General features: G+C 36.5%; 21 protein-coding genes. 17 read left to right on the top strand and 4 right to left on the bottom strand.

Annotated elements, in window-relative coordinates:
- The first annotated feature begins 103 nt into the window (after positions 1–103).
- The 9 genes from G6554_RS23510 (at position 104) to G6554_RS23470 (ending at position 9,412) form a co-directional block, all read left to right on the top strand.
- Positions 104–1,249 (top strand): C40 family peptidase, encoded by a 1,146-nt coding sequence (locus G6554_RS23510; RefSeq protein WP_207343103.1) that lies wholly within the window; start codon positions 104–106, stop codon positions 1,247–1,249.
- A gap of 127 nt (positions 1,250–1,376) precedes the next feature.
- On the top strand, positions 1,377–1,631 hold the full coding sequence (locus tag G6554_RS23505) for a GlsB/YeaQ/YmgE family stress response membrane protein (RefSeq protein ID WP_207343104.1): 255 nt from the start codon (positions 1,377–1,379) through the stop codon (positions 1,629–1,631).
- A gap of 148 nt (positions 1,632–1,779) precedes the next feature.
- A complete protein-coding gene (gene cyoE, locus G6554_RS23500; protein ID WP_166246429.1) occupies positions 1,780–2,709 on the top strand; it encodes a heme o synthase in 930 nt (309 codons plus the stop codon).
- Positions 2,710–3,084: 375 nt separating this feature from the next.
- Positions 3,085–3,222, top strand: coding sequence for a cytochrome c oxidase subunit 2A (locus tag G6554_RS23495; protein WP_166246427.1), 138 nt, complete (start codon positions 3,085–3,087; stop codon positions 3,220–3,222).
- Positions 3,223–3,234: 12 nt separating this feature from the next.
- Positions 3,235–3,702, top strand: a complete 468-nt coding sequence (locus G6554_RS23490) for a cytochrome c oxidase subunit II (RefSeq protein ID WP_166246431.1) — start codon at positions 3,235–3,237, stop codon at positions 3,700–3,702.
- Between the two features lie 14 nt (positions 3,703–3,716).
- A complete protein-coding gene (locus G6554_RS23485) occupies positions 3,717–5,399 on the top strand; it encodes a cbb3-type cytochrome c oxidase subunit I (RefSeq protein ID WP_166246425.1) in 1,683 nt (560 codons plus the stop codon).
- 154 nt (positions 5,400–5,553) lie between these two features.
- Positions 5,554–6,186 carry an SCO family protein gene (locus tag G6554_RS23480; RefSeq protein WP_166246423.1) on the top strand — a complete coding sequence of 211 codons (633 nt, stop codon included), beginning with the start codon at positions 5,554–5,556 and terminating at the stop codon, positions 6,184–6,186.
- Positions 6,187–6,188: 2 nt separating this feature from the next.
- Positions 6,189–6,746, top strand: a complete 558-nt coding sequence (locus G6554_RS23475; RefSeq protein ID WP_166246421.1) for a hypothetical protein — start codon at positions 6,189–6,191, stop codon at positions 6,744–6,746.
- A 398-nt stretch (positions 6,747–7,144) separates the two neighbouring features.
- Complete coding sequence (locus tag G6554_RS23470) at positions 7,145–9,412, top strand: EAL domain-containing protein (RefSeq protein ID WP_207627735.1); 2,268 nt, start codon at positions 7,145–7,147, stop codon at positions 9,410–9,412.
- Between the two features lie 232 nt (positions 9,413–9,644).
- Here the strand turns inward: G6554_RS23470 and pdxR are convergent, their stop codons facing one another.
- Positions 9,645–11,024, bottom strand: coding sequence for a MocR-like pyridoxine biosynthesis transcription factor PdxR (pdxR, locus tag G6554_RS23465; RefSeq protein WP_166246417.1), 1,380 nt, complete (start codon positions 11,022–11,024; stop codon positions 9,645–9,647).
- A gap of 293 nt (positions 11,025–11,317) precedes the next feature.
- On the opposite strand from pdxR, the gene G6554_RS23460 reads away from it, so the two are divergent.
- The 6 genes from G6554_RS23460 to G6554_RS23435 all read left to right on the top strand — a co-directional run bounded on the left by G6554_RS23460 (position 11,318) and on the right by G6554_RS23435 (position 14,823).
- Positions 11,318–11,974 (top strand): FMN-dependent NADH-azoreductase, encoded by a 657-nt coding sequence (locus G6554_RS23460; RefSeq protein ID WP_166246415.1) that lies wholly within the window; start codon positions 11,318–11,320, stop codon positions 11,972–11,974.
- Between the two features lie 71 nt (positions 11,975–12,045).
- A complete protein-coding gene (locus G6554_RS23455) occupies positions 12,046–12,390 on the top strand; it encodes a DMT family transporter (protein ID WP_166246414.1) in 345 nt (114 codons plus the stop codon).
- Positions 12,390–12,704, top strand: coding sequence for an SMR family transporter (locus G6554_RS23450; RefSeq protein WP_166246412.1), 315 nt, complete (start codon positions 12,390–12,392; stop codon positions 12,702–12,704). Before G6554_RS23455 ends, G6554_RS23450 begins: the two co-directional genes overlap by 1 nt.
- Positions 12,705–12,824: 120 nt before the next feature.
- Positions 12,825–13,271 carry a carboxymuconolactone decarboxylase family protein gene (locus G6554_RS23445; RefSeq protein ID WP_166246410.1) on the top strand — a complete coding sequence of 149 codons (447 nt, stop codon included), beginning with the start codon at positions 12,825–12,827 and terminating at the stop codon, positions 13,269–13,271.
- Positions 13,272–13,591: 320 nt separating this feature from the next.
- Entirely contained in the window at positions 13,592–14,284 is a 693-nt protein-coding gene (locus G6554_RS23440) for a YjjG family noncanonical pyrimidine nucleotidase (protein WP_166246408.1), read from the top strand.
- Positions 14,285–14,499: 215 nt separating this feature from the next.
- Complete coding sequence (locus tag G6554_RS23435; RefSeq protein WP_166246406.1) at positions 14,500–14,823, top strand: nitrous oxide-stimulated promoter family protein; 324 nt, start codon at positions 14,500–14,502, stop codon at positions 14,821–14,823.
- Positions 14,824–14,894: 71 nt separating this feature from the next.
- Here the strand turns inward: G6554_RS23435 and G6554_RS23430 are convergent, their stop codons facing one another.
- The 3 genes from G6554_RS23430 to G6554_RS23420 form a co-directional block, all read right to left on the bottom strand.
- Positions 14,895–16,385, bottom strand: a complete 1,491-nt coding sequence (locus G6554_RS23430) for a peptide MFS transporter (protein WP_166246404.1) — start codon at positions 16,383–16,385, stop codon at positions 14,895–14,897.
- 271 nt (positions 16,386–16,656) lie between these two features.
- Positions 16,657–17,667: a GIY-YIG nuclease family protein gene (locus tag G6554_RS23425; protein ID WP_166246402.1), complete on the bottom strand. Its 1,011-nt coding sequence runs from the start codon at positions 17,665–17,667 to the stop codon at positions 16,657–16,659.
- A gap of 95 nt (positions 17,668–17,762) precedes the next feature.
- A complete protein-coding gene (locus G6554_RS23420; protein ID WP_166246400.1) occupies positions 17,763–18,128 on the bottom strand; it encodes a DoxX family protein in 366 nt (121 codons plus the stop codon).
- Positions 18,129–18,334: 206 nt separating this feature from the next.
- Here G6554_RS23420 and G6554_RS23415 point away from each other — a divergent pair, with 206 nt between their 5' ends.
- Together G6554_RS23415 and G6554_RS23410 are read left to right on the top strand one after the other, a co-directional pair.
- The gene (locus G6554_RS23415) at positions 18,335–19,099 is read left to right on the top strand and encodes a MerR family transcriptional regulator (protein WP_166246398.1); all 765 of its coding nucleotides are present in this window, start codon (positions 18,335–18,337) and stop codon (positions 19,097–19,099) included.
- Positions 19,100–19,203: 104 nt separating this feature from the next.
- Positions 19,204–20,742, top strand: coding sequence for a glycine betaine uptake BCCT transporter (locus tag G6554_RS23410; protein ID WP_166246396.1), 1,539 nt, complete (start codon positions 19,204–19,206; stop codon positions 20,740–20,742).
- Positions 20,743–20,861: the final 119 nt, after the last annotated feature.

Here is a 20,861-nt window from a genome sequence, read left to right as displayed (position 1 = left end):
TTACAATACCGACAGATTCATTGTTTTTAGTCTATTTAGACTATAAACTAGAACTATCTTAAAACGCTGAATTAATGACAGGGAAACAAAAGGAGATTTTGCTATGATCAAAAAATTAATTAAATATACGGTATCAGCTGCGGTTCTCGCAACTATGATTCAAGCAACACCTGCTTTTGCCAATCCAGTGACGCAAGGACAAATTGACGCGACACAAGGACAAATTAATGACTTCGAAACAAAAATGCAACAATTAGATAACCGTATTACCTTAGCAATGGAAAATAGTGCAAAACTCAATAATCAAATTAGTGAACAACAAGGGAAAATTGAAGGAACAAGGGCTGAAATTGAAGCAGCAAAAAAGTCTTTAGAATCTCATAAAGAGGTCTATTCCGAACGACTAAAGAGTATTCAATTAGAGGGGAAAATTTCAATCGCTACATATGCAGAACTTTTGCTTTCTTCTACTAATCTTTCTGAGTTTTTAAATCGTTTTACTGCCATTTCGCAGATAATGGAACAAGATACAGATTTACTGAATGGTTTAAATGAAAAAGAACAAGCGTTGAAAACAGCAGAGCAAAAATTAAATAGTGAATTGGACAATTTAAAAAAGAGCCAAGATAAATTGGCTGCTGAACAAAAAAGTATCGAAGAAGATAAAAAGGAAGTTGCCACAGCAATAGCAGCTGCGAAGGACAAATTACAAAACCTAGAGGATCAGCAGGCTCAAGAAGAAGCTGAACGGCAGGCTCAAATTGCAGCGCAACAAGCAGCACAACAAGCAACTCAACAAGCACAAAAAGAGCAAACGGAAGGAACTCAGCAGCAATCTACAGTAAAAAGCGCTGCAGTTTCATTACCAACGAATAATGTAGCTATTCCGACCAACTCTGGATCGGCAAGTGCGGTGATTGCATATGCTAAACAATTCTTAGGTGTTCCTTACGTTTGGGGTGGAACAACGCCAAACGGATTTGATTGTTCGGGATTCGTTTCATATGTGTATCGTTCAGTTGGTGTTGGTCTACCGAGAGTGTCACGAGACCAGCAAAATGTAGGAACAAGGATTTCTCCAAGTCAAGTACAGCCAGGAGATTTAGTATTCAGAGGTTCTCCTGCCTATCATGTCGGCATCTATATTGGTGGCGGGCAATATATCCATGCACCACAAACAGGTGATGTTGTGAAAATTGCATCGTATAATCCGTCATCTTTCTCTAGCGCAGCTAGAATATTACACTAGAAAACAAAGAATAACTCCGTCCCTTACAGGATGGAGTTATTTTTGTAAAAAACATCGCTTCCTTAATATGGGCCTATTCGAACCCTTAGTACAAGGATTGAATATGCTGGTAAAAAGGAGTTTTTAGATGAGTATGGTTACATTTATCCTTACTGTTGTTATTGCGATGATAATTGGTATTGTTGCAGATAAGTTATCGCCTGTTAAGATGCCTGGAAGCTGGGCTGGAGCTATCATTGCCGGTTTCATTGGGGCGTGGGTTGGTCATCATTTATTTGGAGCATGGGGACCTACGCTAGTTGGGTTTTCATTGATTCCCGCCCTGATTGGAGCTTTTATTGTGGTGATTGTTGCAGGTGTCATTGCCAAGCTATTTGATTAAGTTAAAGTGGAAAATGAAGAAGTTTTTTAATAAATTACAATAAGCTTCCAGCACATATGTGGCAAAGAATTATGTTAATATGTATAGAGAGGAAAATTGATAATGGTTTAAAGAATTTTTCCAACCACAATGTAGGGAGGATTTTGAATTGAATAAGAATAGCATTGCTGCGCCACAAAATGGTGGGGGAGCTGCTTTATCGAGTTCTACTTTCTTTGCTGATATAAGATCGCTTTTTAAAGGACCTGTTTTAATCGCAAATGTATTGCCTGTATTTACGGGCTTTTGGTTAGCACTTTATTTTACTGGAGCTTCTTTTGATGAGTATTGGGATGTATTTTTGCTGACGCTTACTGGCAGTACTTTTGTTATGGCGGGAGCACTCGTGATCAATAACTGGTACGATGTGGATATTGACACGGTGATGGACAGAACGAAGAATCGGCCAACGGTGACGGGTCATTTTTCACTGAAAATGGTTTTAACCTTGGGCATTTCCTTTTCTTTAATTGGATTTATTCTCTTACTTTTTACATCAGTTGAAGCCGCCATATATGGGTTCGTCGGCTGGTTTACCTATGTAATCCTATACACGATGTGGTCAAAACGCCGCTATACTCTCAATACCGTAATCGGCAGCGTTTCTGGGGCTGTTACCCCTTTAATCGGCTGGACGGCGATTGAATCTGGTTTTCATATCATCCCGATTATGCTGGCACTCATTTTATTTATATTTCAAATGCCCCATACCTTTGCCATTGCCATAAAGAAATATGATGAATACAAAGCGGCGGGGGTTGCCATGCTTCCAGTTGTCTATGGGTTACCAATGACAAAGCGGCAAATGGTGGTGTACGTTGCCTGTTTACTGCCACTACCATTTTATCTGGGATCACTGGGAACAACATTTGTTGTCCTTGCAACGATCCTCAATATTGGGTGGTTAGCAGTGAGTATTTATGGATTTTTCACGAAGAATGATCTTAAATGGGCACATGTGATTTTTCTTTATTCTGTAAATTATATAACCATTATGTTTCTTATGATGGTTATCGTTACAATGCCGATATTTAAGTAATACCTATATTTTCATACAAATAGTTCAAAGCTGTTTCCTATGTATGCAAGCATATTGCCATACAAGGGGACGGCTTTTTTTTATTTAGAATCCTAGGTTGTTCACAGATTTGTCATTTTTAATCTCTAACTGATATTTTCTATAAAAATACTATTTCATAAGAGTGAACCATTAAGAAAAAGAACGTTGAGACAGTGATAATAATGCTTTTTAAGAGTGCGGTAACAAATGAATCCTGTGGTATTTTTGCAAGAGAAATATTAAGTAACCTGTTTCACCCTAGAAAAATTCTATTTACCGTGATTCAGTTCACTTCGTTGATAACTCTTCGCAATTATTATGTAAGTATGAAGAAGATAAAGGGGATGAAATGGGATGGCAGCTACAAAGGGTAAAAAAAATGAAGCGCATGAAGCTCCGCTAAAAGGAACCTGGATTTCTGTCAGTGTTGTCGGAGTAGTAATCCTTGCTACTTATTTATTGTTATACGGGCTATTTATGACGAGATTATAGGGGGGAAAAATGATGAAAATGCATCTTGATGAAAAGATATGGCTGACCTTAAGTTTTGGGATGATCATGATCTTTATGTTTATCACTGGCTACCAGGCGTTTGCTTATGACATGGAGCCGCCAAGTAATAAAGATATTATTGACCCGCAAAAAGTAGACCAAACGGCACCATTTGATAAGCCGGGGATTACTAAGATTGGTGAAAAAGAATACGAAGTCGTTATGACATTGCAAGTATTTAGTTTTAATCCGGGTAATATTGAAGTTCCAGCCGGATCTACCGTACATTTTACTTTAACTTCTAAAGATGTTGTTCATGGTTTTGAGGTGGCTGAAACAAACTTAAACGCAATGGTCATGCCGGGACATGTTCAAAAAATCACCCAAAAATTTGATAAGCCTGGAACATATTTAGTGTTATGTAACGAATATTGCGGTGCTGGGCACCAAATGATGAGTACAACGATTACGGTTAAATAAAGGGGGGAAACAACATGCAAACAGCAAAATCTAAAGATTTAAAAGATAAAGCAAATAGGGCAATGGGAATTAGCAAAGAAGACGCCTTATTAACGAAATCATATATATTTGTAGCATTTATGGCCATACTTCTTGGCGGGATTTTAGGTCTTGTGCAAGGATTGAATCGTGCAGGATTGTTGGAATTACCGTCATGGGTTAACTATTATCAAGTGTTAACCGCACATGGTTTATTATTAGTTGTTGTATTAACTGCCTTCTTTACAATTGGATATTTTTACGCAGGAATGTCTCATACCTTAGGTGGTCTGCTTCCAAAAGTAAGAACGATGGCTTGGATTGGCTTTGGTTTGAAAATTATCGGTTTTGTATTAGCAGTGATCCCTATCATCATGGGTGATGCATCTGTCATGTACACCTTCTATCCGCCAATGGCAGCTGCGCCAATGTTTTATATTGGTTTAGCATTAATTGTAGTTGGTGTTTGGATGTGTGCTTTCGGAGCTTTTATCCAAGTAGCCAATTGGAGAAAGAATCATAAGGGACAACATGTTCCAATTCTATCATACTTCGCTACTGGCGTATTTGTTCTATTATTCTTCGGTTCTGTACCTGTAGCGGTAGAAGTTATTGTGATGATTATTCCTTGGTCATTTGGCTGGGTAGAGACAATCAACGTTATGGTTGCTCGTACACTTTTCTGGGCTTTTGGTCATACATTAGTTAATATCTGGTATTTAACAGCTGTTTCTGCCTGGTATGTTATCGTACCAAAAATTATTGGCGGTAGACGCTGGAGTGATACACTAACACGTGTTGTTATTATTGCCTTGGTTGTCATGAATATTACTGGTGGATTCCATCACCAAATCGTTGACCCTGGAATCTCACCATCTGTTAAATTTATGCACGTATTTATGAGTTTAGCGATCGGTTTCCCTTCATTAATGACTGCATGGGCAATGTTCGCTGTATTTGAAAAAACAGCAAGAAAACAGGGTGGAAAAGGGCTGATCGGCTGGTACAAAAAAATGCCATGGGGCGATGTTCGTTTCTTAGCTCCTATGATTGCAATGATTGCTTTCATTCCTGCAGGCGCTGGCGGTATTGCACAAAGTACGAACCAATTAGACCAAGTTGTGCACAATACGATGTGGATCGTTGGACACTTCCACTTAACATTAGGTATGTCTGTTGTCATGACGTTTTTCGGTATTAGCTATTGGTTAGTTCCTTATATTTCAAAACGTGTGTTAACACCACAAATCAATCGATTAGGTGTAATCCAAACATGGATTTGGACAATTGGTATGATCTTTATGTCAGGATCCATGCACGCTGTGGGCTTACTTGGCTCACCACGTAGAACTTCCTTTACAACTTATGGAGACAATGCAACAGCGTTAAGCTGGAACCCATATTTATTATGCTTAGCTGTTGGCGGAACATTATTAATCATCGGTGTGTTACTTCAAGTGTATGCAGTAATCAATATGATGTTCTTTGCACCAAAAGGGGAAACTGAATTCCCAATTGCGGAAGAAGAAGAAAATGCAACGAAAACTCCATATTGGACAGAGCGTTGGGGAATGTGGATTGTTATCATGCTATTGGTTGTTGCCATGGCGTATGTTATCCCATTATCAGAGTTTATCGTAAATGCACCTCCAGGTTCACCACCATTCAAGACTTGGTAAAAAAGAAAAGCGGAAGCGCCTTGCTCAGGGGCTTATGACCCCGAGCCCTAGGCTGCTTGCGCTAGACAGTTTGAAAAAGAGATAGCTCTAAAGTCAGGGCTATCTCTTTATGCTTAAATCAACTGGAAAATAATAGATTTGGGAAGTGATCTACATGATCAAAAATAGGCATACTACATTTGCGTGTTTGCTTGTTATCTTATTTGGCCTTGCACTGTTCTATTTCGGTACAGATGGATTTCAGGCCTTTACGGCTGAAACAGCGCGAGTAAATAAACTAATTGACGATAAACCAAAGTTTCCTGATGTAACCTTTGAGGATAGCAAGGGTCGGAAGTATTCAATTGAGGAATTTGAAGGCAAATATGTCTTTATTACCTTTCTCTATACTTCCTGCACAACGGTTTGCCCGCAATTGGAGATGAATATGTCTAAAGTTTATGATAAGGTACCAAGCAAATATATCGGCAAAGATATTGTCTTTTTAAGTATAAGCTTTGATCCTGGTAGAGACGACCCGGCAACATTAGAAAAATACCGAACCTATTTTAATAGTGACGGTGAAACGTGGCGAATGGCAAGAATTAAGAATAAAGTGGAATTGGATTCACTTTTAAAAGCATTTGGGGTCATTGTCATCCCTGATGATAATGGCAGCTTCGCCCATAATTCCGCCTTCTATTTAGTGGATAAAAAAGGTACACTGCTCAATGTAATGGACTATAAAAAGGTGGACGAAGCCGCCAATAAGCTTACGGGCATTCTTGAAAAGGGAGCGAGGGAGTAACGATGAAGCAATTACTATATGGCTTATTAATCATACTTTTTCTCGCAATGCCTCCAGTAGCAAATTTAATGGAATCTGTCATGATTATACACATGCATATGCAAATGCCAATGCTGGTATTTGCGGGATTCCTTATGGCCCGTTTTTTTCAACTTCGTTTTCCACGTTTTTTTGAAAAATGGAATGGGAATGGCGTTCCCGGAATCTTATTATTTCTTATTACAGTATCTTATTGGACGATTCCAAGGGCAATGGATGAGGCCTTGACAGTACAGGCCATGGAGGTATTCAAATTTATCAGTTTACCAATCTTGGCGGGAATTCCTCTTAGGGATAGTTGGAAAAGGCTTAAGCCAATGATCAAAAATCTTATTTTTTACTTCTTTATCGCGTTATTCACTGCAATGGGATGGCTATATATTGAAACACCGGTGCAATTATGTAACAACTACCTTGTTATTGAACAAATTACGCTCGGCTGGGGATTTGTGACAACAGCTATCTGTATCGTTATTTATTTGTTATATGCTGCCTTTGTTGATAAATCACAATACGAATGAAGGTTTAAACCCATTGATTACTTTGCCGAAGGAAATGCGAAAAGAACGAAACAACTAATCGATGAACTGAACGAAGAGAAATCTTAAATCAATTGTAAGAGTCCGATTGAAGTAAATCGGGCTCTTCAGCATTTCAACCCGCTGTACTGCGGAAGTCCCCTAAAAAATAGTAATCATGTAAATTGGATTATAAAAATGTCATTAAATTAGAAGAATGCTCTAATAGTGAGGTGGGAAAGCTGGTATAATTGAACTATAGAGTTTCGTGATCTTTCAATTCGTTTTTATATAATAGTTTCATCTTTTTATACAATCATAACTGGTACTATTGGCATGTTGGGAAAGGCAGAGAATGGATGAAGCTTCGAGTCAAAACATCAATAATAATAGGCATTACTATGTTGCTATTTCTAATCCTTCTTTTCATCGTTATTCGTCCTTATTTATTGAAGGATTCTGTTGAATTAGACAAACAGACGACACAAAAAGATATTGAGCGTGTGAAGAATCATCTATTATCTACTATGGATGGTTTAAATAGAACAAATCGTGATTGGGCAGTTTGGGATGATTCTTTTTCGTTTTTAACGGGTGATCATTCCGATTTTCCCAAAGTGAATCTGCAAAATGACACATTTGAAAACAATATGGTGAACTTTATCATTTATCTTAATAAGAAAAATGAATTAGTTTATCAGGGCGGGTATGACTTGCAGAGGCACGAGCCACTGGAATTAAATGCTGATTTTTATCAAGCGTTTCTACCTATTATTCAGTCGAAAAGTAATCTTCATGACACGTTACTTGTTTCGACAAACTTTGGTTTAACCATGTCCTCATTACAATCTGTTTATAGGAGCAATAATGGGGGACCGTCACCCGGAACCCTCATCATGGGGAAAATGATCAGTGAAACTACGATTCGACATATGGGGGAGGCGCTCTCCCTTCCACTTACCATTAAGGAAACTAAAAATCGGACCGCCCATTTGCACGTGAACGTAAAGCCAATCAGCGAAACAAAAATAAGAGGATCGCTGTTTTTGAAGAGTTATTCTAAGCAAAAAGCGTACGAAATAAGTCTTGTAAACAAGAGAAGTTTCTACCTGCAAAAGAAGGTAAACATTAAACAGTTGTTCGTTTATTTAATTCTTACAACATTGTTCTTTATCTTGATTATTATTGTTTTTTTAAATCATTTTGTTCTTACTCGGGTTCAAGATTTATCCTTACAGTTAAAAAATATTCAAAATAATAAGGATCTCAAATCAAGAATTAGACTTAGCAATAGGCAAAAGGATGAGCTGTTAAATCTTGAGGGTTCCATCAATAAAATGCTGGCATCATTGGAAGAAAAACATAATAATATCACAAATTTAGCTTTCTTTGATCAGTTAACGTCTATCCCAAATCGCTATATGTTTTTTAAGGAATTCTCAAAACGTGTGGGCTTACATAATCAGTCATTTGCGGTTTTATTTTTTGACCTTGATGGTTTTAAATGGGTAAATGATTCCTTAGGCCATAAAATTGGGGATATCTTATTAAATAGGGTCTGCCAACGAGTTCTCCCTCTAATTGAAGAACAGGATGGCATTATGGCTCGATATGGCGGGGATGAATTTGTTATATTGCTCCAAAAAGAGAGCCGGGTGGAAATAGAAGAAGTAGCTCAAAAGGTTATGTCTGCGGTTGGAAAGGAATATCAAATCCACTCTTTTAAAACCTTTGTAACGGCAAGCGTTGGTATTAGTATGTATCCTAATGATGGATATTCAATGGAACAATTATTGCAAAATGCCGATATAGCCATGTATGAAGCGAAAAGGAAAGGAAAAAATCAATTTATTTTTTTCCAGGACCTTACAAGCGATGATAGTTATAGAAACTTATTAGAATTTGAAAAGGATTTAAAAGATGCACTTCTGAATCGTCAATTTGAATTATATTACCAGGTTATTGTAAATGGAGATAACAAACGAATTGCAGGAGTGGAGGCGCTTTTACGCTGGAATCACCCTACAAAGGGGATTATTCCACCTGCTACATTTATCCCCATTGCTGAGGAAACAGGGATGATGCCCTCCATCGGATTATGGGTTTTGGAAGATGCTGTGAAACAGATGAAAAAATGGTATCAAAGTGGATACGATGATCTTGTCCTCTCGGTTAATATTTCAAAATCGCAAATGAAGGACAGCAGTTTTATTGAAAAGTTAGATCAAATTCTAACTAAATTTCAATTTCCTGCCCATATGCTACAATTAGAGATAACGGAAAGTGACATTGAACATTATCTTCGAGAAATTGATGAATTTACAAAGGAGTTAAAAAGTCGTGGGGTTAAAATTGCATTAGATGATTTTGGAGTTGGAACATCCTCCCTCTTATATTTGAAAGAATTACCCATAGATGTCATAAAAATTGATCGAAGTTTTATTAAAGATGTTCCAATGCAATCCTTTGATAGCATTCTTCTGATGGGAATGTTGGAAATTTTTAGCGACTTAAACATGACAATTATTGTAGAGGGAATCGAGGAAGAAGCACAAATTGAGTTTATATGCTCAAAATTTCAGGCCAAATTGCAAGGCTATTATTTCAGCAGGCCTATACCGGCTGCAATGCTTGAATTAGAATTTTTAAATAAAAGGAGTGATGCATAATCATGCACGCTCCTTTTCCTGTTTTATTTTACACAAAAGTAGGGTGTTCCTGGCAATTAACTAATGTATGTTTTGGCAGTATGTTTATTAATCACTATGAATTATTACTTAAGGGTAAGATTTATAAACACTAATATTTATTCATCTTTGTTAAGCGGTGCTTACTGCACTAACGGGCAGTTGGCTTAAAAAGGATCAGATGGAACACCCACCCTTCTACTATAGTGGCTATTTATGCCCATGCTTTTTTTAGAAGCTTAACACCTAACTGTATTTCATCACTAGTCAGATGGCTAAATCCTAGCTTTATAATTGGTTCATCTGATTGGTTTTTAACAAAATAGATAGAGGTGGGATAAACTTTCACTCCAAACAAAGAAGCTTGCTGAATTAACCAATTTTCTGAACGATTTAAATGCAATTTTACTAATAAGTATAAACCAGATTCTTCTCCAATAATGGTTATGTTTTGCTTAAATTGCTTCTTTAATTCTAATACAAAGCACTGCATTTTCCGCTTATAGACCAGTCGCATCCTTTTTAGATGACGTATCCATTCTCCTTTTTCCATAAACTTCGCCATTGTAAGTTGGCTATGGAGGGAAGTCATACTATCGAAATTAATATATTGCTTTTTATAAAGATCTAGAAGATTCTGTGGAAGTACCATATAACTTAAGCGAATTCCTGGAAGGAATGACTTTGAAAAATTCCCTATATATATAACCCTAGTAGAATCTATAGAAGCAAGAGCCGGCAATGGTTTTTGCGAATACCGGAATTCACTATCATAATCGTCTTCGATAATATAGCCTTTCAATTTGTTAGCCCAATGGATAAGCATATGGCGTTGTTGAATGGTCATACTTACCCCTATTGGACTTTGATGGGAAGGAGTTACAAAGATTAACCTTGACATCATATCTTCTAATTTTGAAAAATCAATACCTGTTTCATAAACTGGAATTGTTTCAAGTGTTAACCGATGGAATTGAAAGACCTTTCTAGCTCCATCAAATCCTGGGTCTTCTACAATTATGCTTGGATGTTCATCCTTTAATAAGTGTACAAGATTCATCAACATTTGCTGTGTACTACTACCGATTATTATTGAATCAGCGTGTGTTTTAACTCCACGAGATTGTAATAAATAAGTAGCTATTTGTTCACGTATGCAGTCTTCACCGAATGGTTCTCCGTATTGATAGCTAACCGTTAATGTCAAAACATGATTAGAAATTTTTCTCCAAGTTTTCAGAGGGAAATTGTTTTGATCGACGGCTCCAGTTCGAAAATCAATTAGCACGGGTTTTCCCAATTTTGTTTCCTTATTATCAGTAGGAATTGAAACATTTTGAAATAACATTGGCTCCAATTCGTTAACAAAATACCCCTTTCTCCCTTCACCACGGATATAACCTTCAGCTACTAGTAGCTCATATGCCATTAATGTCGTATTTCGGCTTACTTGAAGGGATTCTGCAAGTTGACGAATAGATGGCAATTGATCGTTAGTTTTTATGTCACCCTTCTCAATAAAAATTTTAAAATGCTCATAAACTTGTTTGTATTTAGGAGAATCCTCTCTAAAAGCAAATATTGTATTTTTCATTAACTACCTCCTTTGACATGCATATTTTTATATAATTGTACCTTTTTAAATGTCAGATTGCATAATACAATAGCATTGTTAGTTTTCAAAAAAACAATAGGTGAACACGAACATGATCATTTTTTCATTTAAATTTTACATTCATTTTTCTTAATTTGTTTGCTTCACTATTTATTATTTACATTAAGATCTATTCAATTAAATCTTTCGGCATTCCTTGACAATTGAATACACAATACGATTAGCTATTTCGATAATAATAAGATTATTTCTAGCCATAGGAGGAATTATTAATGGATAAATTACTTGTAATTAATGCTCACTCGAATGGTGATTCTACATCTTCATTTAGTCTTCAGATATATAATCATTTCTTGAAGCTTTATAAAGAGCTAAAAAACCCAATAGAGAAAATTGAAATAATAAATCTTTACAATGAAGATGTACCCTTCATTGGTCCCACTGTTTTAAGTGCTTGGAAAAAGTTAGCGGAAGGTGAACGGATTACAGATGAAGAGAGAAGAATTACTCAGCGTATGACTAAGATATTACATCAATTTAAAAGCGCAAATAAGTATGTACTCGTTATACCTCTGCATAACTTTAACATACCTTCAAAGCTAAAAGACTATATGGATAACATTCTTATAGTTCAGGAGACTTTTAAATACACGGAAAATGGACCAGTGGGTTTACTAAAAGATGGCAGAAGTTTACTCGTTATACAAGCCAGTGGATCAATATATACAAATAACGATTGGTATACCGAGGTTGAATACTCTCATAAATACCTGAAATCAATGTTTAATTTAATGGGAATTGAAGATTATCAAATAATTAGGGTCCAAGGGACTGCTCTATTAAATCGTGAAGACATATTGGAAAAAGCATATAAGGAAGCAGAAAAAGCTGCTGTACGTTTATCGGTTGAAAAACTTGAAAATGACTAGCTGTCTCTTCGTTTCTATTATGGTAGGGAAGAGTATAAGAATAGAATAAGAGGGTTTTTAGGGAGGATTAAATGAATCGAGATTGGACATTTGTTTTCGGAGCTGCATTTTTTGAAATATTATGGGTAATTGGGCTAAAGCACTCAATTAATTGGGTATCTTGGATTAGCACAATTATCGCGATTTTTATTTCAACTTACCTTTTGATTTTTGCTACCAATAGGTTACCGGTCAGTACTGTTTATGCAGTTTTTACTGGTATGGGCACAATGGGAACAGTTCTGGCAGAAATAATTATTTTTGAAGAACCATTAAGTTGGATTAAATTATTCCTTATACTTTTGCTGTTGGCTGGTGTGTTCGGTCTGAAAGTGGTGACAAATGAAGTTTCGGATGAAAAAGGAGAGGCAGCGTAGTGGATTGGACTTTTCTTATTTTAGCTGGTGCATTTGAAGTGGTTGCTGTTACAGGTATGAACGAAGTGAGTAAACATAGAAATCTAAGATCATTTATCACTTTTTTAGGAGGGATGTTATTGAGTTTTGGATTTCTAAGTTTGGCAATGCAAGCACTCCCAATGGGGACTTCATATGCAGTCTGGACTGGAATAGGGACTATAGGAGGTACACTGGTAGGGATGGTATTTTATAAGGAATCACATGATTGGAAGCGAATTTTATTTATAAGTATGATCTTAATAGCAGCCATTGGTTTGAAACTGACAGCATAACAATGCAATTGTTAAGAACAGGGGCCTTTAAGGTTGTCTGTTATCAGAATATGACTAACAATTTCATATCCTGATAACAGACATTCTTATAGTCTGTAACAATATTTAGGAGGAATGAACATGGAACAACGCATAAATTATTTAGAAGTAGCACCTGAAGCACTTAAAATTATGATGGAAATGGAAAAGTATAATGGATCTACTGGGATAGATCGTAAACTCCGTGAATTAATTAAAATCCGTGCTTCTCTAATTAATGGCTGTGCTTTTTGTATTAATATGCATACGACTGACGCTCGAAAAATGGGTGAAACGGAACAGCGGTTATTCTGTGTCAGCGCATGGAGAGATTGCGATTTCTACACAGATGCTGAAAAAGTGGCATTAGAATTAACTGAACTTGTAACGTTAATTCCAACTAAGCGTGTACCTGATGATCTTTATAATCTAGTGCGTAAACATTTTAGTGAAAAGGAATATGTAGATCTTGTTATTTTAATCAATCAAATTAATAACTGGAATCGAATCTCCATTTCAATGGGAGCCTTCGCAACAACTGCAAAATAAGAAGTTTTATTTATGTATGCACTACAGCAATCATGCGCTATCCTTGTTAAGGGATTAGCGCTTGATTTGTATAGTATCCGTTAGATTGATTCAGATTCAAAAATCAATCAAGTTTGGAACTTAATTGATATTCGTGCAATTTGACAACTCACTGTATGAATAAAAAAATTTATTACCTTTCACAACAATTTAATTATTAAATTAAATATGTGAAGAAGACTTATCTATGTTTCATTGATGTCCTTAATTTTCCCCATCCATTTATACATAACTTATATTTTGACATTATATAAAAATATTAAAATAAAAGAGGAGTAAAAATGAAATATTCAACTTTATTATTTGATTTAGATGGAACATTACTTGATTTTAATGCATATGAACAAATTGCACTGGAAAATTTATTTTCAGAACACAAAGTTCCATTGACTAACGAAATTAGGAAAACATATGATTTGATTAACAAAAATTTATGGTTACAATATGAAAAAGGTGAAATACCATTAGAACTCGTGTTAAATTCACGATTTTCAGAAGCGTTAAAATTACACAATATAGATATAGATGGTATTGGTTGGGAAAATAAATATAGGGAATATCTCGCTGATGGATATCTCTTAATTGATGGTGCATTGGAAATATGTGAAAAACTTTCAAAAACACATAGAATGATAATTGTTACAAATGGGATAAGAAAAACTCAAATTAAAAGATTAAAAATGTCCGGGTTGTATAAATTCTTCAGTGAAATATTTGATTCTCAGTCAATCGGCTTTCAAAAACCTGATCGAAGATTCTTTGAACATGTCATCTTTTATATCGATGATAAAAATTTAGATAAGTTGCTTATTATTGGAGATTCTCCTAACACTGATATATTAGGTGGAATCAATATGGGTATCGATACTTGTTTGTTTAATCCATCAAATAAAATATCATCAGGATTAAATACGATTAAAAGCACATATACGATAAATTATTTATCGGAGTTAAAAGAAATCTGTAAAATTTGATCATTAACAACAAATCCATCTTTGTATTATATTGAACTACGTTTTTACATCCAAAAAATATACAGCCATTTATGGCATTTTTTAATTGCCAAATAAAAGTAGGGAATATCCTGGGTGGAATGTTCTCAATTTGTTAATATTCCATTCATCAAAAAGAAGAATCATATGATATGGTTTAAGTAAGAAGTGAACTTTCGGAAGGAGGATTTACTAACATGAAAGCGCGATTAATTGAACCAAATAATGGTCCAAAAGTCCAAAAGGAAAAGGAAATCGTCAGGCAAATGATCGTACTGTACTGCCGGAAGAACCATCATCACAATGTGCTGTGTAAGGAATGTCTGGATTTAAAAAACTATGCGCTATTAAGGCTTTCATTCTGCCGTTTTGGCGAGGAAAAAACGGCCTGCTCTAACTGTAAGGTTCATTGCTATAAACCGAAATACCGGCAAAAGATGAAGGCTGTGATGCGATACTCAGGTCCATGGATGATGCTGTATCATCCCATTTATTCTGTGAAGCATTTATTAAATAGATAGAGAAACAAAAAAGGTGCATATCCCTTTTCCACACAGAATGTGGTCCGGGGGTATGCACTCTTTTTGATATGTTATCTTATACCTTTCATGAAGCCCTGAATTTTCGGAGATAGCATTAAAAGGATAATCCCTAGGACTATAGAGGCTCCGCCGATAAACCCAAAATAGGCCATTTCGGTCTCAGGTGTGTAAAATTTAACAATTTGCGCATTGATCGCTTGTGCTGCAGCACTAGATAGGAACCAAAGGCTCATGGTTTGTGCTGAGAATGCAGCAGGTGCTAATTTAGTAGTGGCTGATAATCCTACAGGTGATAAGCATAATTCACCAAGTACACATACTAAATAACTAATCACCAACCATAAAGGGTTTACCATGGAATCCGTGCCGCCGAAGTATGCTGGAAGCAGGATTACAATAAATGACAAACCAGCGAACAATAATGCGATGGAGAACTTTTGCGGTATTGTTGGTTCGCGTTTCCCTAATTTAACCCACATCCATGCGAATACAGGTGCTAATGTGATAATGAATAAAGGATTTAATGATTGGAACCATGCTGGTGAAATAGTTATGCCAGCGAAGTTAAGCTGTGTACGTGTATCCGCATAACTTGCAAGGATGGTTGAACCTTGTTCTTGGATCGCCCAAAACATAACAGAGGCGATGAAGAGCGGAATGTATGCAAGCAATCGTGAACGCTCTACACTTGTTGTATTTTTGCTGCGATACATGACAATGAAATAAAGTGTTGGAATTAAGAGACCAAGAATTCCAATTAGATTAACAAAAATGTCAAATGTTAAAATCCCTTTTGTAATAGTAATAGCAAAAATAATGGCAATGACGATAACGGCTAATCCAAGAATGGTAAAGACTTTCTTTCTTTCAGCAGGAGAAAGTGGGTTTCCAACTGTTTGACCAGCAAGTCCGAGATTTTTTTTCTTTGTCGCCATGAACATGATAAGCCCTAAGAACATACCAACAGCGGCAATACCAAATCCTAAATGAAAACTTTGCTTATAAACAGATCCGACGATTAATGGGGAGATGAATGCACCAAGGTTAATCCCCATATAGAAGATACTAAATCCGGCATCACGACGATTATCCGTTTCACTGTACATCTCACCTACAACCGTTGACACGTTTGGTTTAAGCAAGCCTGTTCCAAGGACAATTAGAACCATGGAAACGAAGAATAGAGTGATAGTTCCAGGAATAGCAAGAGCAATGTGACCAAACATAATTAAAATACCGCCGATAAATACAGCTTTGGAGGCACCAAAAATACGGTCAGCCAGCCAGCCGCCAATAATACCGGACATATATACAAGGGATCCGTAAATGGACACGATTGAAAGGGAGAGGGTTTTATCCATCCCTAAGCCACCTTGTGAGACCTCGTAATACATGTAATAAACGAGGATTGCCTTCATTCCATAATAAGAAAAGCGTTCCCAGAATTCTGTGAAGAAGAGGGTAAAAAGACCTTTAGGATGCCCAAAAAATCCCTTCTGAGGTACACTCTCCGCAATTTTCTGTCTATTTATGTTTGACATTGTATAACCTCCTTTTGTTATTCTATAATACTTTTAGTATGTTTGAATTGTCAAAAACTTTTTTTGGAAAATAAGTTAGATATGGTTGAAAACCTTGATAATTCAATATAATTGAGGTTTGTTGAAATAAAAGAAAGTTTTTTTAAAATAGTAAATAAATTCTGATTTAAATAACTTTTTACTTTGAGAGTTTAATAGTAAATTCGACATAAAAAAAGCCACGGGGATTTTCATCACCCAGGCTTCTAAGTCAATTAGGCACGGAACCATTCTAATTATCAGGAATAATAATATATTTGCAGGTACTACCTTTTAAATAGCGATAGATTATCTGTGCTTCATCGATATCATCCCTGCTAACTTCTAGGGTGGAAGGCATATCAGACCAAAAATGGGTTGATACGTTTATTTTAAGCGTATGAAGGAATTGTCCAATGTTAAGGTCCACTAAATGATATTTTTCACTAAACAGTATCCTGTTCCCTTTTATTAGGAAAAGTTTACATCTATGATCCTGTAGAGATTCTAGGACCACAATATTCTTATTCGCTTCTGTAAATTCAATCACTTGTTCATTAGTGAGAAGTGCTTGGATGGCGTCTGAATAGTCCCTGTATTTTGCCGCCGTTTCAAAATCAAACTTAATGGAGGCTTCTGCCATTTTTTGCTTCATTTCTTGTAAAATAGTCATGTCGGTACCATTTAATATGGAAATGATTTTGTTCATGATTTTTTTATATTGTTCAATCGCAGAGTCAGAGAAACAGATCCCCATGCATAAACCTATTGAATAGTTTACACATGGGGAATTCTTATATGTAGTGTTACTACAGCTTATTTTATAAAAGTCCTTTATCCCCTGTAATGCCTTTTCGACACTGTGTTTACTCCTATATGGGCCAAAGTAAAGATTCTCATCCTTTTCTATACTAGGAGAAATTTCAATTCTTCCCAATTCATTATCTTTTTGGATCTTGATATAGGTATAGGATTTGGGATTTTTCATCATCTTATTGAAAAGCGGCTTTAATTCTCGAATTAATTTACATTCCAGCATAAATGCTTCGAATTCTGTATCTGTCAGGATGTAGGTAAAGTTCGCAATATTTGCTTTTAACTTTTGTACCTTTTGCGAATGTGCTTTCGAATTTTGAAAGTATGAACTGACCCGATTCTTAAGATTTTTCGCCTTCCCTACATAAATAATGCTTCCATAAGAATCTTCCATTAAATAAACACCAGGTGTTAAGGGAAGGTTCTTTACCTTTTCTTTTAAATTCATTTGCCACTCCCCCAATACTCCCCTATTTTATCATAGCAAGGGAAAAGGGGTGAGGATCCTCTTAGGGGGAATTTCTCACGTAACCATCTGCTTTTTTAGTTGGGATATCTGTTATATAAAATGACAAGCAGTACTAACATTACGATGTCTAACCTGGCATTGAAGGCAAATTGGAGAATGCCTGTGTGTATGGATGGTAGTTTTGTTAATAGTAGGGCAGCAATCATGATGGCAATTAACGGAATCACCGCATTCTTTACCGCTATATTTAGTAAAATGAACATTCCACATCCTATCTCCAGTGCAACGATAACATGTAGCATGATGTGGGGATATGGAAGACCTAAGTGAAGAAAGCCATTGGCCAATTCAGCACTCATTAGTTTCATTAACCCTGAAATGATAAATACGTACGCCACCGCATATCGAATAAATTTAATCATAGATAAAGAAGTATCCATGTCAAAACAACCCCCTCTATTAAACTGTATGTCCTATCGAGGACAAACATCACTTGAAGATGGTGCCTGACACCATTAAATGGTTATTTTAGTTGTAAATAGGAGCAATGGTGTCAGGCACCATTTATTTATTAAAAATAGGCAATTTAGTGTTTGACTTTGACGTTGCGTAAAGGTGTATGGTTGATGTATGAGGAGGTGATCAGATGGAGTATACCGTGCAGAAGCTGGCGCATTTAGCCGGGATTAGCACCAGAACTTTAAGGTATTATGATGAAATTGATATTCTTAAGCCGGCAAGAATCAATTCGTCAGGATATAGGATTTATGGTTTGGCGGAGGTAGATCGTCTGCAGCAAATCCTGTTTTACCGGGAGCTAGGTGTGAGCTTGGACAGCATAAAGGGAATTATTACTGCCCCATCCTTTGATGGCGCTGCTGCACTTCGCGAGCATCGTGAGAAACTCCTCGAGAAAAAGTCGCAATTAGAGTTATTAATTGCGAATGTGGATAAAACGATTGCCTTAAATGAAGGGAGAATAAACATGTCGAATAAAGAAAAGTTTGAAGGATTTAAGAAAAAAATGATTGATGATAACGAGAAAAAGTATGGTAAAGAAATTCGTGATAAATATGGTGACGATACTGTCGATGCTTCCAATGCAAAAGTTATGAATATGACACAGGAGCAGCATGATGAGGTTACTGCCCTTGCGGAACAGCTCAAACAAACCTTAGCGGAAGCCTTTAAAACAGGGGATCCTGCAGGGAAGTTGGCACAAGAAGCTGCTGACCTACACAGACAATGGCTTTGCTATTATTGGAAGGAATACAGTAAAGAGGCCCATGCAGGCCTGGCACAAATGTATGTCGATGATGAAAGATTTACACTCTATTATGATCAAGAACAGCCTGGAACAGCAGAATTTTTACGAGATGCCATTCATATTTATACAGGAATAAAACAATAATCTTTAAAAATGGATGGAGATGAATCCCATCCATTTTTTGCATAGTATTCCTTTCCTTATTAAATACTTTAAACAGGACGTTTGATATGGAGAGGTGTGGAAGTGTGAAAAAAACAACACCGGTTTTTTGGGTAGCAGTTATTGTTTCAATACTATTTATTATTTGGGGTGTTATTCCCGCCCGAGTGTTGCCAACGGGTAATCTACAACATGTAACAAGTTTAATTCAAACTTCAATTATTGAGAAGTTTGGCTGGTTTTATCTTCTTTCCGCGACCATTTTTCTTGTCTTTGCCCTCGCGTTAATATTCACAAAGTATGGGAACATAAAGCTTGGGAAGGACACGGATAAGCCCGAGTTTTCCAGTATTACCTGGTTTGCGATGTTGTTTAGTGCAGGGATGGGTATAGGTCTAGTTTTTTGGGGAGTAGCTGAGCCTTTATCCCATTATCATCAACCACCCTCCGGTGAAGGAGAAACAACAGAGGCCGCAAGGTTGGCCATCAGGTACTCCTTTTTCCATTGGGGATTACACCCATGGGGCATTTATGCCGTAATAGGTCTAATTCTAGCTTATTTTAATTTCCGAAAAAATACAGCTGGAGTTGTTAGTCAAATTTTAAAGCCAATATTTGGTGACAGGGTGAATGGATCCTTAGGTGTATTATTCGATTTTATCGCTATTTTTGCCACTGTGTTCGGTGTGGCGACATCGTTGGGATTTGGTGCTTCTCAAATCAGTGGCGGCGCGTCTTATATGTTTCCGTCCATCCAAAATAATTTTACAACACAGCTTATGATTATCATCATTGTCACTGTACTTTATTTATTATCTGCCTCAACTGGTCTGGATAAAGGGATTGCAGTATTAAGTAATGTAAATATCATCCTGGCCATCGCATTAATGCTTTTTCTGCTATTTTCCGGACCCACAAATTTTATTATGGACTTGTTCACGACTACCATTGGGGGCTACCTACAAAATCTTACTTCCATGAGCTTTAGGCTGAGTCCATTTGAACAGAATACCTGGGTTCAAGATTGGACGATCTTTTATTGGGCATGGTGGATTGCCTGGGCGCCCTTTGTTGGAACCTTTATTGCACGTGTGTCGAAAGGAAGAACCATTAGGGAATTTGTTATTGGGGTTTTACTGGTTCCAACCTTGTTTGGTGCCCTATGGTTTTCAGTGTTTGGGGGTTCAGCGGTCTATCTAGAGTATTTTGAACATCAAAACATTATGGATCTTATTAATCAAAAAGGACAGGAAATTGCCTTGTTTTCTGTGTTGTCTCATTTTCCTTTGGGAAATATTATGTCATACATCGCAATCTTTCTAATTGGCACTTTTTTTATAACATCGGCAGATTCGGCAACATTCGTTTTAGGGATGCAGTCGACTGGTGGAAACCTAAATCCGCCTAATAGGGTAAAGTTAGTTTGGGGTCTTATTCAGTCTGCATCTGCTGCTGTATTACTTTGGGCAGGGGGATTAGAGGCACTGCAAACGGCTTCCATTATTGCGGCTTTTCCTTTTAGCATCATTATCCTCTTAATGATACTATCTTTTGTTAAAATCCTAAAAACGGAAAGGATTCAACAAATTAAATATGCTGATAAATTAGAGCCTAAAGAAGACTAATTTCATTGCAAATAGTCTATGCCTGACGCAATTCGTGATAAAAAACGAAATTTGTCAGGTATTTTTTTGTTCTTATGCTAAATTTCGACAAATTTCCCTATATCATATATGTCATAATT

This window comes from Bacillus sp. MM2020_4 (genome assembly GCF_011250555.1).
Taxonomy (GTDB): Bacteria; Bacillota; Bacilli; order Bacillales; family Cytobacillaceae; genus Neobacillus.
The sequence above is the reverse complement of the archived record's forward strand: the minus strand, read 5'-3'. Positions and strand labels throughout refer to the sequence as shown.

Coding starts and splice junctions, on each gene's coding strand:
- G6554_RS23510 (WP_207343103.1), top strand. CDS start 104: ATGATCAAAAAATTAATTAAATATACGGTATCAGCTGCGGTTCTCGCA.
- G6554_RS23505 (WP_207343104.1), top strand. CDS start 1,377: ATGAGTATGGTTACATTTATCCTTACTGTTGTTATTGCGATGATAATT.
- G6554_RS23495 (WP_166246427.1), top strand. CDS start 3,085: ATGGCAGCTACAAAGGGTAAAAAAAATGAAGCGCATGAAGCTCCGCTA.
- G6554_RS23490 (WP_166246431.1), top strand. CDS start 3,235: ATGAAAATGCATCTTGATGAAAAGATATGGCTGACCTTAAGTTTTGGG.
- G6554_RS23485 (WP_166246425.1), top strand. CDS start 3,717: ATGCAAACAGCAAAATCTAAAGATTTAAAAGATAAAGCAAATAGGGCA.
- G6554_RS23480 (WP_166246423.1), top strand. CDS start 5,554: ATGATCAAAAATAGGCATACTACATTTGCGTGTTTGCTTGTTATCTTA.
- G6554_RS23475 (WP_166246421.1), top strand. CDS start 6,189: ATGAAGCAATTACTATATGGCTTATTAATCATACTTTTTCTCGCAATG.
- G6554_RS23470 (WP_207627735.1), top strand. CDS start 7,145: ATGTTGCTATTTCTAATCCTTCTTTTCATCGTTATTCGTCCTTATTTA.
- pdxR (WP_166246417.1), bottom strand. CDS start 11,024: ATGAAAAATACAATATTTGCTTTTAGAGAGGATTCTCCTAAATACAAA.
- G6554_RS23460 (WP_166246415.1), top strand. CDS start 11,318: ATGGATAAATTACTTGTAATTAATGCTCACTCGAATGGTGATTCTACA.
- G6554_RS23455 (WP_166246414.1), top strand. CDS start 12,046: ATGAATCGAGATTGGACATTTGTTTTCGGAGCTGCATTTTTTGAAATA.
- G6554_RS23445 (WP_166246410.1), top strand. CDS start 12,825: ATGGAACAACGCATAAATTATTTAGAAGTAGCACCTGAAGCACTTAAA.
- G6554_RS23440 (WP_166246408.1), top strand. CDS start 13,592: ATGAAATATTCAACTTTATTATTTGATTTAGATGGAACATTACTTGAT.
- G6554_RS23435 (WP_166246406.1), top strand. CDS start 14,500: ATGAAAGCGCGATTAATTGAACCAAATAATGGTCCAAAAGTCCAAAAG.
- G6554_RS23430 (WP_166246404.1), bottom strand. CDS start 16,385: ATGTCAAACATAAATAGACAGAAAATTGCGGAGAGTGTACCTCAGAAG.
- G6554_RS23425 (WP_166246402.1), bottom strand. CDS start 17,667: ATGAATTTAAAAGAAAAGGTAAAGAACCTTCCCTTAACACCTGGTGTT.
- G6554_RS23420 (WP_166246400.1), bottom strand. CDS start 18,128: ATGGATACTTCTTTATCTATGATTAAATTTATTCGATATGCGGTGGCG.
- G6554_RS23415 (WP_166246398.1), top strand. CDS start 18,335: ATGGAGTATACCGTGCAGAAGCTGGCGCATTTAGCCGGGATTAGCACC.